Annotated in this window: 16 protein-coding genes, 1 other RNA gene and 1 pseudogene; 17 read left to right on the top strand and 1 reads right to left on the bottom strand. The window is 59.0% G+C overall.

What is annotated here, in order from left to right; genetic code table 11:
* Nucleotides 1-114 precede the first annotated feature (114 nt).
* The 5 genes and pseudogenes from fadI to BN1129_RS13890 all read left to right on the top strand — a co-directional run.
* Nucleotides 115-1,425: an acetyl-CoA C-acyltransferase FadI gene (gene fadI / locus BN1129_RS13905; RefSeq protein WP_042037315.1), complete on the top strand. Its 1,311-nt coding sequence runs from the start codon at nt 115-117 to the stop codon at nt 1,423-1,425.
* The gene (fadJ, locus tag BN1129_RS13900; protein ID WP_042037314.1) at nt 1,425-3,572 is read left to right on the top strand and encodes a fatty acid oxidation complex subunit alpha FadJ; all 2,148 of its coding nucleotides are present in this window, start codon (nt 1,425-1,427) and stop codon (nt 3,570-3,572) included. The genes fadI and fadJ overlap by 1 nt, the downstream gene beginning before the upstream one ends.
* Nucleotides 3,573-3,861: 289 nt before the next feature.
* The gene (locus BN1129_RS22640; protein ID WP_005301193.1) at nt 3,862-4,002 is read left to right on the top strand and encodes a TIGR02808 family protein; all 141 of its coding nucleotides are present in this window, start codon (nt 3,862-3,864) and stop codon (nt 4,000-4,002) included.
* Nucleotides 4,003-4,195: 193 nt separating this feature from the next.
* The gene (locus tag BN1129_RS13895) at nt 4,196-4,753 is read left to right on the top strand and encodes a YaeQ family protein (RefSeq protein ID WP_042037313.1); all 558 of its coding nucleotides are present in this window, start codon (nt 4,196-4,198) and stop codon (nt 4,751-4,753) included.
* An 11-nt stretch (nt 4,754-4,764) separates the two neighbouring features.
* Nucleotides 4,765-5,334, top strand: a pseudogene (locus BN1129_RS13890) (AEC family transporter); the annotation flags it as partial.
* A 238-nt stretch (nt 5,335-5,572) separates the two neighbouring features.
* Here BN1129_RS13890 and BN1129_RS13885 read toward each other — a convergent pair.
* The gene (locus tag BN1129_RS13885; RefSeq protein ID WP_084204659.1) at nt 5,573-6,319 is read right to left on the bottom strand and encodes a LexA family transcriptional regulator; all 747 of its coding nucleotides are present in this window, start codon (nt 6,317-6,319) and stop codon (nt 5,573-5,575) included.
* Between the two features lie 408 nt (nt 6,320-6,727).
* Between BN1129_RS13885 and BN1129_RS13880 the strand changes: the two genes are divergently transcribed.
* The 12 genes from BN1129_RS13880 (at nt 6,728) to BN1129_RS13835 (ending at nt 13,893) form a co-directional block, all read left to right on the top strand.
* The gene (locus BN1129_RS13880; protein ID WP_042037311.1) at nt 6,728-8,941 is read left to right on the top strand and encodes a DNA-binding protein; all 2,214 of its coding nucleotides are present in this window, start codon (nt 6,728-6,730) and stop codon (nt 8,939-8,941) included.
* A gap of 42 nt (nt 8,942-8,983) precedes the next feature.
* Nucleotides 8,984-9,706, top strand: a complete 723-nt coding sequence (locus BN1129_RS13875) for an AAA family ATPase (RefSeq protein WP_005353404.1) — start codon at nt 8,984-8,986, stop codon at nt 9,704-9,706.
* Nucleotides 9,707-9,751: 45 nt separating this feature from the next.
* Complete coding sequence (locus BN1129_RS13870) at nt 9,752-10,354, top strand: hypothetical protein (protein ID WP_157013407.1); 603 nt, start codon at nt 9,752-9,754, stop codon at nt 10,352-10,354.
* Nucleotides 10,338-10,898, top strand: a complete 561-nt coding sequence (locus BN1129_RS13865) for a helix-turn-helix domain-containing protein (RefSeq protein ID WP_042037309.1) — start codon at nt 10,338-10,340, stop codon at nt 10,896-10,898. Before BN1129_RS13870 ends, BN1129_RS13865 begins: the two co-directional genes overlap by 17 nt.
* 48 nt (nt 10,899-10,946) lie before the next feature.
* Entirely contained in the window at nt 10,947-11,177 is a 231-nt protein-coding gene (locus BN1129_RS13860) for a hypothetical protein (protein WP_042037308.1), read from the top strand.
* Nucleotides 11,178-11,220: 43 nt separating this feature from the next.
* A complete protein-coding gene (locus tag BN1129_RS13855; protein WP_042037307.1) occupies nt 11,221-11,841 on the top strand; it encodes a DUF3164 family protein in 621 nt (206 codons plus the stop codon).
* A 14-nt stretch (nt 11,842-11,855) separates the two neighbouring features.
* Complete coding sequence (locus BN1129_RS13850; protein WP_042037306.1) at nt 11,856-12,053, top strand: hypothetical protein; 198 nt, start codon at nt 11,856-11,858, stop codon at nt 12,051-12,053.
* A 2-nt stretch (nt 12,054-12,055) separates the two neighbouring features.
* Nucleotides 12,056-12,124: hammerhead ribozyme type II (locus tag BN1129_RS22630), an RNA gene on the top strand.
* 8 nt (nt 12,125-12,132) lie between these two features.
* Nucleotides 12,133-12,306: a hypothetical protein gene (locus tag BN1129_RS23475; RefSeq protein WP_157013406.1), complete on the top strand. Its 174-nt coding sequence runs from the start codon at nt 12,133-12,135 to the stop codon at nt 12,304-12,306.
* Nucleotides 12,307-12,471: 165 nt separating this feature from the next.
* Complete coding sequence (locus tag BN1129_RS13845) at nt 12,472-12,708, top strand: hypothetical protein (protein WP_042037305.1); 237 nt, start codon at nt 12,472-12,474, stop codon at nt 12,706-12,708.
* A gap of 152 nt (nt 12,709-12,860) precedes the next feature.
* Nucleotides 12,861-13,475, top strand: a complete 615-nt coding sequence (locus BN1129_RS13840) for a gp16 family protein (protein ID WP_042037304.1) — start codon at nt 12,861-12,863, stop codon at nt 13,473-13,475.
* A complete protein-coding gene (locus BN1129_RS13835; protein WP_042037303.1) occupies nt 13,465-13,893 on the top strand; it encodes a Mor transcription activator family protein in 429 nt (142 codons plus the stop codon). Before BN1129_RS13840 ends, BN1129_RS13835 begins: the two co-directional genes overlap by 11 nt.
* Nucleotides 13,894-14,054: the final 161 nt, after the last annotated feature.

The following is a 14,054-nucleotide window of genomic DNA, read 5'->3' as shown; positions in this document are numbered from 1 at the left end:
GGGGGCAAAGATGGGGCCAATTAAGTTTCAATCAGCCGTATGAAATTTGTGAGTGGATTGTTAAGATGTGGCGCAATGAGGTCAGACCTCTGCCTTTTAACCCAAGGAGCCAGGATGAAACAGCCATTGAAACTGACGACTCGCCAGGGCGAACGGATTGCCGTCGTGGCGGGTTTGCGTACCCCCTTTGCCAAGCAGGCCACCGCCTTTCACGGCGTGCCCGCGGTGGATCTTGGCAAGCTGGTGGTGAGCGAGCTGCTCGCCCGCACCGATCTCGATCCCACACTCATTGACCAGCTGGTGTTCGGCCAGGTGGTACAGATGCCGGAAGCGCCCAACATAGCCCGCGAAATCGTGCTCGGCACCGGCATGAGCGTTACCACGGATGCCTATAGCGTGTCGCGCGCCTGCGCCACCAGTTTCCAGGCGGTGGCTAACGTCACCGAATCCATCATGGCCGGCACGGTCGACATCGCCATCGCCGGCGGGGCAGACTCCTCCTCCGTGCTGCCCATCGGCGTCAGCAAGAAGCTGGCGCGCGCCCTGGTGGACCTCAACAAGGCACGTAACCTGCAGCAGCGCTTCAATATTCTGCGGACATTGAGGATCAAGGATCTGATGCCGGTGCCGCCCGCTGTGGCCGAGTATTCCACTGGCCTCTCCATGGGGCAGACCGCCGAGCAGATGGCCAAGAGCCACCAGATCAGCCGCGAGGCGCAAGATGCGCTGGCCCACCGCTCCCACAGCCTGGCGGCGCAAGCCTGGGCCGATGGCAAGTTGAGCGGCGAGGTGTTTACCGCCCATGTGCCCCCCTACACGTCGCCGCTGGAGCGGGACAACAACATCCGCGAAGCGTCCGATCTGGCGAGCTACGCCAAGCTCAAACCCGTGTTTGACCGGGTGCATGGCACAGTGACCGCCGCTAACGCCACCCCGCTTACCGATGGCGCCGCCGCCGTACTGTTGATGCGAGAAGGGCGGGCCAAAGAGCTGGGACTTGAGCCGCTTGGCTATATCCGCAGCTTCGCCTTCTCTGCCATCGATGTCTGGCAAGACATGCTGATGGGTCCCTCCTATGCTACGCCGCTGGCGCTGGACCGCGCCGGCATCACCCTCGCCGATCTCACCCTGATCGACATGCACGAGGCGTTTGCCGCCCAGACCCTGGCCAACCTCAAGATGTTTGCGAGCGCCGAGTTTGCCCGTGACAAGTTGGGGCGCAGCCAAGCCATAGGTGAAGTGGACATGGACAAGTTCAACGTCCTCGGTGGCTCCCTGGCCTACGGCCATCCTTTTGCCGCGACGGGCGCGCGCATGATCACCCAGACGCTGCACGAGCTGCGTCGTCGGGGTGGGGGATTGGGGCTTAACACCGCCTGTGCGGCGGGTGGGCTCGGTGTGGCCATGGTGTTGGAGGTAGAGTGATGAGCGAGAAGAGTTTTTCCCTGGCGGTACGCCAGGATGGCATCGGTATTCTCACCATGGATGTACCGGGCGAGAGCATGAATACCCTGAAGGCCGCCTTCGTGGACGAGGTCCGCACCGTGCTGGCCGAGGTGAAGGCCAACAAGGAGCTGATCGGTCTGGTGGTGGTTTCCGGCAAGAAGGATTCTTTCATCGCCGGTGCCGACATCAGCATGCTGGCGGCCTGTAGCAGTGCCCAGGATGCCCAGACGCTGTCGCGGGAAGGGCAGGTGATCTTTGCCGAGATCGCGTCGCTGGCCATCCCGGTGATCGCCGCCATTCATGGCCCCTGCCTTGGCGGCGGGCTGGAGCTGGCGCTGGCCTGTCATGGCCGGGTGGTGACCGATCACGCTAAAACCGTGCTGGGGCTGCCGGAAGTGCAACTGGGCTTGCTGCCGGGCTCTGGCGGAACCCAGCGGCTGCCGCGTCTCATCGGGGTAGCCAAGGCGCTGGATCTGATGCTGACCGGCAAGCAGGTAAGAGCCAAACAGGCCAAAAAACTGGGGCTGGTGGACGATGTGGTACCACTTTCCATCCTGCTTGAGGCCGCCATCAAGCTGGCCAAGAAGGGCAAACCCCGCCACGAGCTGAAGCGGGATCTGCAGGGCAAGCTGCTGGAGACCAATGCGTTGGGTCGCAAGGTCCTGTTCGATCAGGCCCGCAAGGGGGTCAAAGCCAAGACCCGGGGCAACTACCCGGCGCCGGAGCGGATCCTCGAGGTGGTACGCATCGGGGTGGAAGAGGGCATGCAGGCAGGCCTTGCCGCCGAATCCCGCCACTTTGGCGAGCTGGTGATGACGGCGGAATCCGCCGCCCTGCGCTCCATTTTCTTTGCCACCACCGAGATGAAGAAGGAGGTCACCTATCAGGGGGCCGAACCGCGCAAGGTCACTCACGCCGCCGTGCTGGGCGGGGGCCTGATGGGGGGCGGCATCGCCTTCGTGACCGCCACCAAGGCGGGGGTGCCGGTGCGGATCAAGGATGTGGCAAGTAATGGTATCGGTAATGCCATGCGCTACAGCTACGAGATCCTGGCCAAGAAGCTCAAGCGTCGCCACATGTTGCGCAGCGAGCTGGAGAAGCAGATGAGCCTGCTGTCAGGCACGTTGGACTACTCGGGTTTTCACCGGGTGGACATGGTGGTGGAGGCGGTGTTTGAAGATCTCGCCCTCAAACATCAGATGGTGAAGGAGGTGGAGCGCGAATGCGGTGACCACACCGTCTTTGCTTCCAACACCTCCTCCCTGCCCATCCACCAGATAGCGGCCGAGGCGGCGCACTCGGAGCGGATCGTGGGGCTGCACTACTTCAGCCCGGTGGACAAGATGCCGCTGGCCGAGATTATTCCTCACGCTGGCACCAGTGCCGAGACGGTGGCCACCACGCTGGCGTTTGCCCGTGCCCAGGGCAAGACGCCCATCGTGGTGAAAGACGAGGCCGGTTTCTACGTCAACCGTATCCTGGCCCCCTACATGAACGAGGCGGCGCGGCTGGTGCTGGAAGGGGAGCCGGTGGAGGTGCTGGATGGTGCCCTGCTCGATTTCGGTTTTCCAGTCGGCCCCATCGCCCTGCTCGACGAGGTGGGGATCGACGTGGGTGCCAAGATCTCCCCCATTCTGGAGAAAGAGCTGGGCGGCGAGCAGTTCCAGGCGCCCAAGGCGTTCGACAAGCTGCTGCAAAACGATCGTAAGGGACGCAAGAACGGCAAGGGCTTCTACCTCTACGGCAAGGCGGCGCCGCGCAACAAGCTGACTGGCAAAGAGGGCAAGAAGATGGTGGACGAGAGCGTCTACGCCGTGCTGGGAGTCAAGCCTGTGCCCAAGCAATCCCGGATGGAGATGGCTGAACGCTGCGTGCTGATGATGCTCAACGAAGCGGCCATGGCGCTGGACAGCGGCGTGGTGGCCTCGGCCCGTGACGGCGACATAGGCGCCATCTTCGGCATCGGCTTCCCGCCCTTCCTCGGCGGCCCATTCCGCTACATGGACACGCTCGGCATAGCACATCTGGTGGGGCGCCTCGAGCACTACCAGAAACGCTACGGCGACCGCTTTGCACCCTGTGAGCGTCTCAAGGCGATGGCGGCGGAGCAGTTGAGCTTCTACTAAGCAGAGTGTCGTGCCGGTGACGGCAGGGCCCATCTCAAGGAGGCGACCCCCGGGTCGCCTCCTGCATTTTGTGCGATCCCTGAAGGGGCGGCAGGCAACATGGGTTGAATTGTGTCCATATTTGGCCTGGTCAAGGGCTAAATTGTTGATCCAGCGCAAAGTAGCCCCCTATTTATTACTTTGGTGGCATAGGACTCAGGCGCCGGTTGGGGTCAAATAGCGTCATCAGGAACGGGGAGATAACCCCGTCACGAAAGGAACACCCATTTCACTGGATGAAGGACACATAATGAGTCTGCTTGAACAAACCATCTGGACTGTATTGGGATACGGGGCCATGCCCTTTATCTTCCTGAGCGGGTTTGTGGCGGTGGCAGTGACCTGCTGCTTGCTGCTCAATGCCTTCGGGGTCAAGTCCGCCGAGAAGTGATACGCTTCTTTCGTTCATACCGCCAAATGCCAGTCTTCGGACTGGCATTTGTTTTTTTAGCCTTTTTCGACACTTATCCGCGAGACTCAGGCCAAATGTGTGGTCAAGGTGGTCGAACCGATCGCCGATTTTGATTACACTGACGCGCAGTTTTTCCACCCCGGATTGATCACTCAAGGTATTCAAGGTTTCTATGGCTCTCAAGGCAACCGTATTCAAGGCTCAACTCAGCCTGTCCGACATGGACCGCCACCAATATCAGGACGTCTCACTGACCCTGGCTCGTCACCCTTCCGAGACCGATGAGCGCATGATGATCCGGCTGGCGGCTTTCGCCTGGCACGCCGCCGAGCGGCTGGAGTTCACCAAGGGGCTCAGTGCCGACGACGAGCCCGAGCTGTGGCGCAAGAACTACTCCGACGAAATCGAGCTCTGGATCGAACTGGGCCAGCCCGACGAGCGCCGTCTGAAGAAGGCGTGTAACCGCTCCCGTCATGTGGTGCTCTACCTCTACGGTGGCCGTGGCACCCACGTCTGGTGGAAGCAGAATCAGGGCAAGCTCAGCCAGCACGACAACCTCACGGTGATCGAGCTTTCCGACAGTCAGACCCTGCCACTGACCGCCATGGTGGCGCGCACCATGCACCTCACCTGCACCATCTCCGACGGTCAGCTCTGGGTCAGCAACGGCACATTGGAAGTGACACTGGATCCCGTCTTGCTGATGGGGCCACCCGCCCGCGAACTGTAAAGAGCCCGCCCATGTTCAGCGCACTGCTCAATATCGTCATCCCCGTGTTTGCCGTGGTGGGCCTCGGCGCGTTCTATGGCCGGTTGCGACCGGGCGGGGCGTTGGGCTATGTCAACCGGGCCAATATCGAGCTGTTTACCCCGGCGCTGGTGTTTTCGGCACTGGTCAAGTACCCGCTGGCGCTGATGGCCCACCTGCCGCTCATCGCGGCGGGGGCCTTGGTTATCCTGTTGCCGGGTCTGCTGCTCTCCTTGCTCAGGTTAACAAGCATCAGCCGGCCGGCGCTGATCCTGCCCGCCATGTTTCGCAACACGGGCAACCTCGGCATTCCGCTGATGGTGCTGGCCTTTGGCGAGCAGCAGCTGGGCGCCATTATCATACTGTTCGTGCTCTCCAACCTGCTCCACTTCTCGGTGGGCATGTTCATCCTCTCGGCCAACACCTCCCGCTGGCTCTGGCTGCGCAGCCCGGTGCTGTGGGCCGCCCTCGCCGGTTTGCTGGTGGCTAACCTGCACATTGCGCTGCCGGAATACCTGGTGACCAGCGCCTCCTTGCTCGGCCAGATCTCGGTGCCCCTGATGTAACCGACCACTGAGAATGAAAAAGCCGGGAGCAACCGAAAGTAAGTGGGAGATCGCGGGACAAACTCAAGGCTGACAAGGCTTGGAGGGGGAACGGAAGACGCCAGGTGCGCGCGGTACCAAAATGAAAGACGGTGCGTGACTCTTGGCGTGAATGCGCTGGAAATGAAAAACAGGATCTGGCGCTTCAAAACGGGGTTAAAGCTACTGTTTAGAGCCCGTTTTGAAGCGCGACAGTTTAAAAAAAATCGTGTCCTGCCCAGACTACCTTGCCGATCACGGTCAAGTTCTCCAGCTGGTTGGCTGGAACGACCTGCAGGGGGTAATCATCGCGGTTGTCGCTGATGATGGTGATCCCTCCATCGAAGTTTTTCTGCAGGCGCTTGGCATAGAGCTCTTCGCCAAGGCGCAACACGAAGATGGATCCATCTTCGATCTGATTCTTGCTGATATCGACCAGGATAGAGTCACCAGAGTGGATGGTGGGCTCCATGCTGTCGCCTTTGGCGAAGACCACCACCAGGTTATCCGGGTTTAACTTGCGAAACGTGAGCCACTTGCGGCGAAAGGCCAGCTTGCGTTTAACCTCATGATCATCATTAAACGCACCATGGCCGGTACTGACGGTGACATGGTAGCCATCGATCAGCGCGTACTCCTCATCAAACTCCTCACATTGCACCATCTGCTCGCCCGTTCCATCAGGATGTTTCGGGCCCTGACCGGTGGCCAGCCACTCCAGATTGACATTGAACACCCGCGCGATGCGCAGCGCCTTGTCGATGGTGGGCAGTGAATTGAACGGAGGGAAGTATTTACGCATCCCCGATTCACTCATCCCCGCCTGTTTAGCGAATGCCTTGTAACTCAGACTCCCGCGAAGCTCATCCAGACGGTCACTCAGAGTATCCATTCCAGCCGTCAGAAAAGATACCTCACCGTCTTTTTGTACTGCTTGTGGTTTTTCTTCATAACGCTCTGACATACAAGGAATTCTCGGCTAGTAGCTAATGCTGGTGATTCAACAGACAAAAAATTCCGCACAAAAAGACTTGTCAATCTTTTTGGGGTGATCAATCATTCATATATGACGCATTGCGACATAAAATCATTCATTTATGAATGGTGAAGACGCGCGCCGCGACACTTGATGATACCGAAACGGGGTGAGTATGTCAGGGAAAACACCAGAGTGGATCAGGGCTGAGCTCATAAAACGTGGATATTCCCAAGCTGCTTGGGCCCGCGCTAAAGGGCTGCATCCCAGAGCCGTACAGCGCTGTATCAAACACTATGCCCCAGCCAAGGGTGTCAGCCCCAAGCGTCGGGAAAGTCGCTCCATCATGGCCTTGCTCTCCGAGTCGCTTGGGATCGATCTGCTGGGAGGTGACCAATGAGCACTTGGTACACCGCCCAAGCGTTGGCGGGGTTGGCCGGCATGCCGGCTTACCCCGATGGTGTGCGAAAAAAGGCCGAGCGTGAAGAGTGGCAAAGCCGCAAACGCGAGAAAGGCAAAGGGGCCGAGTACCACATCAGCTCACTGCCGATCGAAGCCCGCCGTTATCTGGCAGAGCAAGCCGTGGCCGCACAAGGTCAAGCCGTGACCGATCATGCGGCGGGTGGCAAGGCCATGGCCAAGCTGTTGGCGCGTGAGGTGCCGGTCAAACCGGAGGCAGGCCGCAAATTGCTGACATTGGGGGAGGGTGCTCGCCAGAAGGTCGATGCCAGACTGCTGATCCTGCAGGCCGCCGATATTTTCCTGGCACCCTATCAAGCTTGCCAACAAGGGGAGGTGGGGCGCCGGGCATTTATTGAGGCTTACCGTGCCCGCAGCCTGTCACTCCCTGCGAGCGTCTATGACCGGCAAAAACCATTCAGCCTGATCACCCTGCGCCGTTGGCAGAGTGCGTTGGCGGACGAAGGCCCCGCAGCCCTGGCGGGCAACTACCAGCGGGAGCGGCCATCGACCGTCGAGCAGAGCCCGGATCTGGCCCAGTTTCTCACCGCACTGGTCACCGCCAAACCCCATCTGGCCAACAAGTGGGGAGCCCTGCACGAACTTGCCAGCCAATACAACGAGATGAATCAGCTGGGATGGCACATCCCCAGCCAATCCTCCTTGCGTCGCTGGATGGTGAAATGGTTGGCAGACAACAAGGTGGCCTTTACCTATGCCACCAACCCGGATGCCTACAACAACAAATACCGCAGCGCGATCGAGGAGATGTACCCCTGGATGGCTCAGCCCAACGACGTCTGGGAGTTCGACAGTACGCCGGTCGATGCCATGTTGGTGGATGGTCGTCACAGCATCATCGCGGTGATCGACGTGTTTACCCGTCGGGTGCGCCTGCTGGTGGCTAAAACCTCATCGAGCGAGGGGATCTGCCTGCTGCTGCGCAAGACGCTGCTGGCGTGGGGCACCCTCAACGATAACGGCGTGATGCGCACCGATAACGGCTCTGATTACGTGAGTCAGCGGGTCATGTCCATCTGCACCCTGCTCGGCATGAACGTTAGCCGCTCCAACGCCTATTCGGGGTGGGAGAAACCGCACATAGAGCGCTTCTTTCGCACCATGAGCCACGGCCTTATCGAGTTGCTGCCCTCCTATATCGGCCACTGCGTGGCCGATCGGCAGGTGATCGAGGCACGCAAGAGCTTTGCCCAGCGTCTGGAAGAAAAACGCAAACCGGATGCCGAAAAGGAGATCTTCGAGCTGGCCATGACGGCCTGTGAGCTGCAGAGCTTGCTCGATAACTGGCTCGATGCCCGCTACCACAACCGCAAGCATGGCTCCCTGGGGATGACCCCCAACGAAAAATATGGTCATGCCCGCTATCAGCGGCGGGCCATTGGCGATGAGTCGGCGCTGGATCTGCTGCTTAACCACATCGGCGAGGCCACCGTCTCCAAAGGCTTCATCAAAGCCGGTGGGCTCAAATACACGGCCCCAGAACTGCTGGAGCATAGCTGGAAGAGCCAGCGGGTCAGCGTGTTCCTCGACCCCAGCGATGTGGGCCGCGCCATCTTGTATCGCACAGGCGACTGGAACGAGCGGATCGAGGCCGTGAACATCGACCTGCTGGGCAATGGTGTCAGCCCGGATGCCTTCCGTGCCGCCAAGCGTGCCGATGCCAAGGCTCTGGCCGGTTTTCGCCGCGAGATGCGCAATGTGGCCAAGACCTTTGGCATCGACCAGCTCCATCAGGATGTGGTGCGCCACTTCGTCTCCCAGGCGCGGGATATCGCCCAGTTCCAACGCAGTGATCTCACCCTCGATAACCCGGCCCTGACCGCACTATCGGGCATTGCCGTCCCCGGTGAACCGGCTCAGTTCAGCGCTGCAGAACTTGCCGCCATTGAGGCCAGGCGAGAAGAGAAAGCCGCCCGCCAGCAAGCAACGGCAGGGCAGGAATCGAGAGCGCTCAAGACCGAGTACGAACAGGCCATCTGTTTGGCAGAGAAGGAGTTGGATGCCCCGTTGACAGAGCGGGAGAGGGAGTGGCTGACCCGGTACCTCTACAGCCACAAGCTGATGGCGAAACGGATTAACCGCCATCTGGATGATGTTCGGGCGATCCGCCACACCCAGGCAAAAGGTTAGCGATTAGCCCGAAAAGACCCAAAAACAAAGGACAAAACCACGATGAAACACAAGATCGTTGAAGTCAAAAACATGATCAAGACCGAGCAGCTGCTCGACAACTTGCTCAACCGCTCCAGCATAGTGCCGGGTATCGGGCTAATCCACGGCCCCTCCGGCTTTGGCAAGACCACCGCTGTGGAGTGGCTGTTCAACCAGGACGAAGTGAACGGCATCTATGTCCGCTGCTACAAGGCCGACACTGTGACCAGTTTGCTGGAGCAGATCGCCAAAGAGATCGGCATTCCCCAGCGCCACAACTTGCGGGCCCAGGTCGATAGCATCATTGAATCCGTGCGCGCCGAAGAGCTGGCCATCTTCGTGGATGAGGCCGATTACGTGGTCGGCAATGCCCGCATCATGGAGACACTGCGCGATATCTACGATGCCACCGAACAACCCCTGATCCTGGTGGGCATGGAAGAGATTGCCCGTCGTATCAGTCAGCGCAAGCAGCTGTTTAACCGCATATCTCAGTGGATTGAATTCAAACCCGCCGATCTGGAAGACGTGTCCCTGATCGCCAGCGAAATGCTGGAGGTGGACGTGGAGATCGACGATGCCCTGCTGGATCTCATCCGCAAGCGTTCCAATGGCGTGGTGCGCACCATCGTCTCGGCCCTCGACAAGATAGAGAAGATGGCCATGGCCTCTGATGCCCGGATTATCCGGTTGGAGGATGTGGACGCCAGCGAACTGCTCCATGACGTGCGCCGTAGTCGCTAGCCGTCAGGCTACAGCCAATAAAAACAAAGCACGGGAGGGATTCCAGTGGTTGATAAAAAAGCGACGTTAATGACGTTGCAAGCCTGGGAATGGATGTGTCAGCAAGAGGTATTTCTGATCAAGGACGTGATCGCCGTGACGGGAATGTCAGAGGCACATATCTACAAGGTCATGCGTGACTGGTTGGCCGCTGGCCACCTAGTCAAACACCCGGACGGCGTGGTATCTCGTCCGGCCTATTTCAAAGTGGTCAGCGCCCAATACATGCCACCTATTGGCAAGAGCTGTGGCCAGAAGAGGCCCAAATGCCGGAACAAGCGCAAAACCAATCAACAGAAGATGTGGAACACCATGAAGATCAGCCGTTTCTTCACCCTCACTGATTTGATCCTGACCGCTGGGGCGGGTCAGCAACAAGCCTGGTTTTTTACTGATCGGTTGGTGAAAGCCGGTTACGTCAAAGTGCTGTTCAAAGTTGACAGTTTGCTGCCTGTGCCCGCCAGACAAGGGCTGACAGGACGCTATCAGCTGGTCAGGGATACAGGACGTTACGCCCCTCTGTGTCGTGGCCATGGTTGCTGGGATCAAAACCAGCAGCAGTTATACCCGTACCAGCGAGAGGAGGATACACATGGACACGTGGCTTGAGGTGTTGCAGGCCGAAGTGGCGGCCAGCTCGCTGGCCCAGGTGGCAGAGAAACTCGGGATCTCTCGCACCACCATCAGCCAGGTCTGCAACGAAAAATACCCCGGCGATATGGCAAGGGTAAAAACCCTGGTGGAAGGGGCCCTGATGGGCAGCAAGGTGATGTGCCCCATTCTGGGCGAAATACCGGTGCATCAGTGTCTCGCCCATCAGCGGCGTGGTCCTCGTGACGTGGGCAGCAGTCCGATGGATATCAAACTCTGGAAGGCGTGCCGTAGCGGTTGTCCCCATAGCCAACTGGGTGAGGAGCAGCAACTGCGTCGGCCGATGCGCATCTCTGTTGAGCCTCACAACAAAGGCATGGACAGGAGCGCCAGATATGACGCCGAGGCCACTCTTTCGCGGTTACGCAGACAGGCAAAAAGCGATGGAGAGAATGCCAGTTCGTCCCTGCGCATCCTGACCGAGCTGCTGGCGGAGGAGCTCAAGATCATGGGGATCAAGTACAACCGGCTGCTCGACCGGGCCGAGAAGAATAACCAGTAAACCAGCGGGCCCTGTGGGCACAGGGATGGGCATCACAAGGAGAGCGGGATGAACAGAAATCTACAAAAAACTGCCGAGCAGTTGCAGATCTGGCTGACGGCGAACGGGTGCAAGGTGAGCACCAGCCGGGTGTGTCATACCCCCTTGTTGGCGGTGACCGGCCCCCTGCCCGAAGTGATGACCAAACGGGCGGTGTGGGGGCGGGAGTACCTGGGGGGTGTGGTGCGCGATGTGGCCCTAGTGCGTTTTGGTGGCTGCCTGTTGCACTGGCGCCAGTAAGGACAACCACCGGAATAAAACGGGATTAATCAAGGAGAGAGTCATGCAAGAAGCACACACCAGCAGTTCGACCCCGATGCGTAAGAACGCCCAGGGGCACTGGGTACCGGAAAACCTGATTGGCTCGGCGGACAAGCTGCGCGACGAGGTGGTGATGGCCATCATCGCGGCCGCCCGTGAAGAACGCTCCCGCCTGGCGGCGTTCAAGATAAACGCCATGCAGCAGATCGCTGACTTTGTAGATCTCTCGGCCGAGCAGTACGGGGTGGCGTGGGGCGGCACCAAGGGCAACGTGACCCTGCTCAGTTTCGACGGTCGTTACAAGCTGATCCGGGCGGTGGGGGAGCACCGCAAATTTGATGAACGGATCCAGGCAGCCAAGACGCTGATTGACCAGTGCATCGCGCGCTGGAGCGATGGTGCCGACGCCAAGCTGCGGGCACTGGTTGACCATGCGTTTAGGGTCTCCAAGGCGGGTCATATCGACGTCAACCAGGTGCTCTCCCTGCGTCAGCTCAATATCGAGGATGCCGACTGGGAGCAGGCCATGAAAGCGATCGCCGACGCCATTCAGGTGACCGGCACCAGTCAATATCTGCGGCTCTACGAGCGGGATGGCCAGGGCCGTTACGTCCAGATGAGCCTGGAACTGGCCAAGTTGTAAAAGAGGTATGCGCGATGGAAATCAACGTGGAAAAAGCCGAAGAACAACTGTTGCTCTGTGAGCAGATCACCGAAACCGAGGGCACCTGCTACCCCGACGACACCTATGAGGATGGTATCAAAGCCGCCCTGCTCTGGGCATTGGGGCTGGGGCCCGCGCCTCTCAATGAAGAGGAGTATCAGGGCGTGATGCCGCTCAAGTTTGAGCAATGAGGGTGCGAAACAGGGCGGCCTGCCGCCCTGTCTGCTCGGCGTGGTGGCCGGGTACTGATGAGCAGCTAGGGAGAAGCAGATGAAAAGTCGAATGTTAGTGCAGACCAATAAGTTGTTTGCGCTGGTTGAGCGGGGTAACGCCGATGAGTCAGCCAATGCAATGAAGACGATCCATGCATTGATGGCGGCGATGAAGGTTGAGCTGAATGCAGGGGGGAGTGGCCGGGAACAAGCCAAGTTGGGGGCGGTATGAACCACGAAGCCGCCTTCTGGTTGCTGGTCAACGTGATGGCCGCCGTTTATGGGGCCTTCATTGCTGGTCTGTGCATCGGCCTGTTTTTGGCCAACTGAGGAATCCGATATGGAAAACGTGAAAGCGCAGCCCAGGAGTTCACCGCCTCGATAAAGGAGCTCGGCGATGACCAAAACAGAGATGGATATTCGGCTTACCAAGATTTTCAGCGCGGCAGCCATTGCACAGGCAGCCCCTGATAAACGGACTGTGTGCAAACAGCTCAAGCAATTCGATAGAGAGGCACGGGCTCGTGGCTTTCATGCGCTGGCCCAAGAAGCCTGCCAGATGCGCTGGCAACTGGTGGCAGAGTTGCAACGGGATAGGGCCGTTATGGGGGAAGTCAGTCATGGCCATGTCTAACTGGCCACAATTGCTGGCATATGTGATGAAGTTCGTCCCCCAGAATCAGCAGCAGGCAGAGCAGTGGCTCGATAGCCATTGCCCTCAGTGGCGCAGCGGGCCGGACGTGATGGCTGCAGGGCAAATCTGGACGGCAAAGGCAGGAGGTAAAGATGAGCGCAATCACGAGCAATAAGCCAAGTAGTGAGCGCACCCGCCTGATCCGGCTGGTCCAGGTAGGCAGGCGCACCCTGGGGCTCGATGAGGAGACGTATCGGGATGTGCTGGAGCAGCAGAGCGGCAAGCGTTCAGCCTCCGAACTGACCCTTCAGGAACTGGATAAGGTGCTGGTTGCCATGAAGGCCGCAGGCTTTAAACCGACCGTTAAACGTCCTGTTAAAGGGGCTGCCAGCCAGCGTTTAAGCCCCGCCAGCGGTGGCCTGGTCAGAACGGGCGAGATAGGCGTTATCCGGGCAGTCTGGATCACCATGCACCGCCATGGGCTACTGCGTGATGGTAGCGAGACAGCGCTCAATCATTACGTCGAGCGCCAGACGGTGCGGATAAACAAGGGGATCGGGGTCGCTGAGGTGGCCTGGCTCAGCGATGCGCTGGCTTACTCGGTGCTGGAATCCCTCAAAAATTGGCACAAGCGGGAGATGGTGAAGGCGCTACATAAGGCCAAGAAGGTAATCCCCACAAATAAGAAGAGTGGACGGGTGGCTGGTTATCAGACTGTGCTGGCGGCCTTCGAGCAGATGAAAGCGGAGATGCATGATGGACGCTAACACTGAAAATCTGGATCTGTTCGCCGATGATCATGCCTCGCTGGGGCAACTGGTCGATCGCCTTGACCAGATCCCTGTCTCTGAGCTGACGGCCAAATGGCCCAAAGCCCTGAGCGAGCTGGTGGATGTGCTGGCCTGCGAATTGGTCAGAGGGGGGATGGGGCCCGAGCAGGCCAAGGCTCAGGCCCGCAAGTTGGCGCTGGTGCAGGCCCATTATATGGGGGGCCGTGCCTACTACATCCCCACTGGGGATCATCTCAAGGCTGCGCTGCGGGATAGGGCTATCTGGGATGAGTTCAACGGCCGCAATATCGACCAGCTTGCGCGCAAGCATGGTCTGTCGGTCCCACAGACCTATGCGGTGGTGGCTGAACAGCGGGAGTTGATGCGACGACGGATACAGCAAGAACTGTTTTAGGTATCACCAACGACCTCACATTGATGAGGTCTTTTGATATCGGTCATTGGAGGTCATCAATTATAACCTACATAGATAATAAATAATTGATATGTAGATTCTTTTACGATAAAAGCATGGTGTCAATTGTGCATGTAACATGCTGATGAAGGAAGATGAAC

Origin of the sequence: Aeromonas popoffii (assembly GCF_000820025.1) — a bacterium.
Classification (GTDB): domain Bacteria; phylum Pseudomonadota; class Gammaproteobacteria; order Enterobacterales; family Aeromonadaceae; genus Aeromonas; species Aeromonas popoffii.
Note: the sequence above shows the minus strand (reverse complement) of the source record. Positions and strands in the feature narration are given on the sequence as shown.

Bases quoted from the DNA above. Each gene is read 5' to 3' on its own strand.
- fadI (WP_042037315.1), top strand. From the start codon at position 115: ATGAAACAGCCATTGAAACTGACGACTCGCCAGGGCGAACGGATTGCC.
- fadJ (WP_042037314.1), top strand. From the start codon at position 1,425: ATGAGCGAGAAGAGTTTTTCCCTGGCGGTACGCCAGGATGGCATCGGT.
- BN1129_RS22640 (WP_005301193.1), top strand. From the start codon at position 3,862: ATGAGTCTGCTTGAACAAACCATCTGGACTGTATTGGGATACGGGGCC.
- BN1129_RS13895 (WP_042037313.1), top strand. From the start codon at position 4,196: ATGGCTCTCAAGGCAACCGTATTCAAGGCTCAACTCAGCCTGTCCGAC.
- BN1129_RS13885 (WP_084204659.1), bottom strand. From the start codon at position 6,319: ATGTCAGAGCGTTATGAAGAAAAACCACAAGCAGTACAAAAAGACGGT.
- BN1129_RS13880 (WP_042037311.1), top strand. From the start codon at position 6,728: ATGAGCACTTGGTACACCGCCCAAGCGTTGGCGGGGTTGGCCGGCATG.
- BN1129_RS13875 (WP_005353404.1), top strand. From the start codon at position 8,984: ATGAAACACAAGATCGTTGAAGTCAAAAACATGATCAAGACCGAGCAG.
- BN1129_RS13865 (WP_042037309.1), top strand. From the start codon at position 10,338: ATGGACACGTGGCTTGAGGTGTTGCAGGCCGAAGTGGCGGCCAGCTCG.
- BN1129_RS13860 (WP_042037308.1), top strand. From the start codon at position 10,947: ATGAACAGAAATCTACAAAAAACTGCCGAGCAGTTGCAGATCTGGCTG.
- BN1129_RS13855 (WP_042037307.1), top strand. From the start codon at position 11,221: ATGCAAGAAGCACACACCAGCAGTTCGACCCCGATGCGTAAGAACGCC.
- BN1129_RS13850 (WP_042037306.1), top strand. From the start codon at position 11,856: ATGGAAATCAACGTGGAAAAAGCCGAAGAACAACTGTTGCTCTGTGAG.
- BN1129_RS23475 (WP_157013406.1), top strand. From the start codon at position 12,133: ATGAAAAGTCGAATGTTAGTGCAGACCAATAAGTTGTTTGCGCTGGTT.
- BN1129_RS13845 (WP_042037305.1), top strand. From the start codon at position 12,472: ATGACCAAAACAGAGATGGATATTCGGCTTACCAAGATTTTCAGCGCG.
- BN1129_RS13840 (WP_042037304.1), top strand. From the start codon at position 12,861: ATGAGCGCAATCACGAGCAATAAGCCAAGTAGTGAGCGCACCCGCCTG.
- BN1129_RS13835 (WP_042037303.1), top strand. From the start codon at position 13,465: ATGGACGCTAACACTGAAAATCTGGATCTGTTCGCCGATGATCATGCC.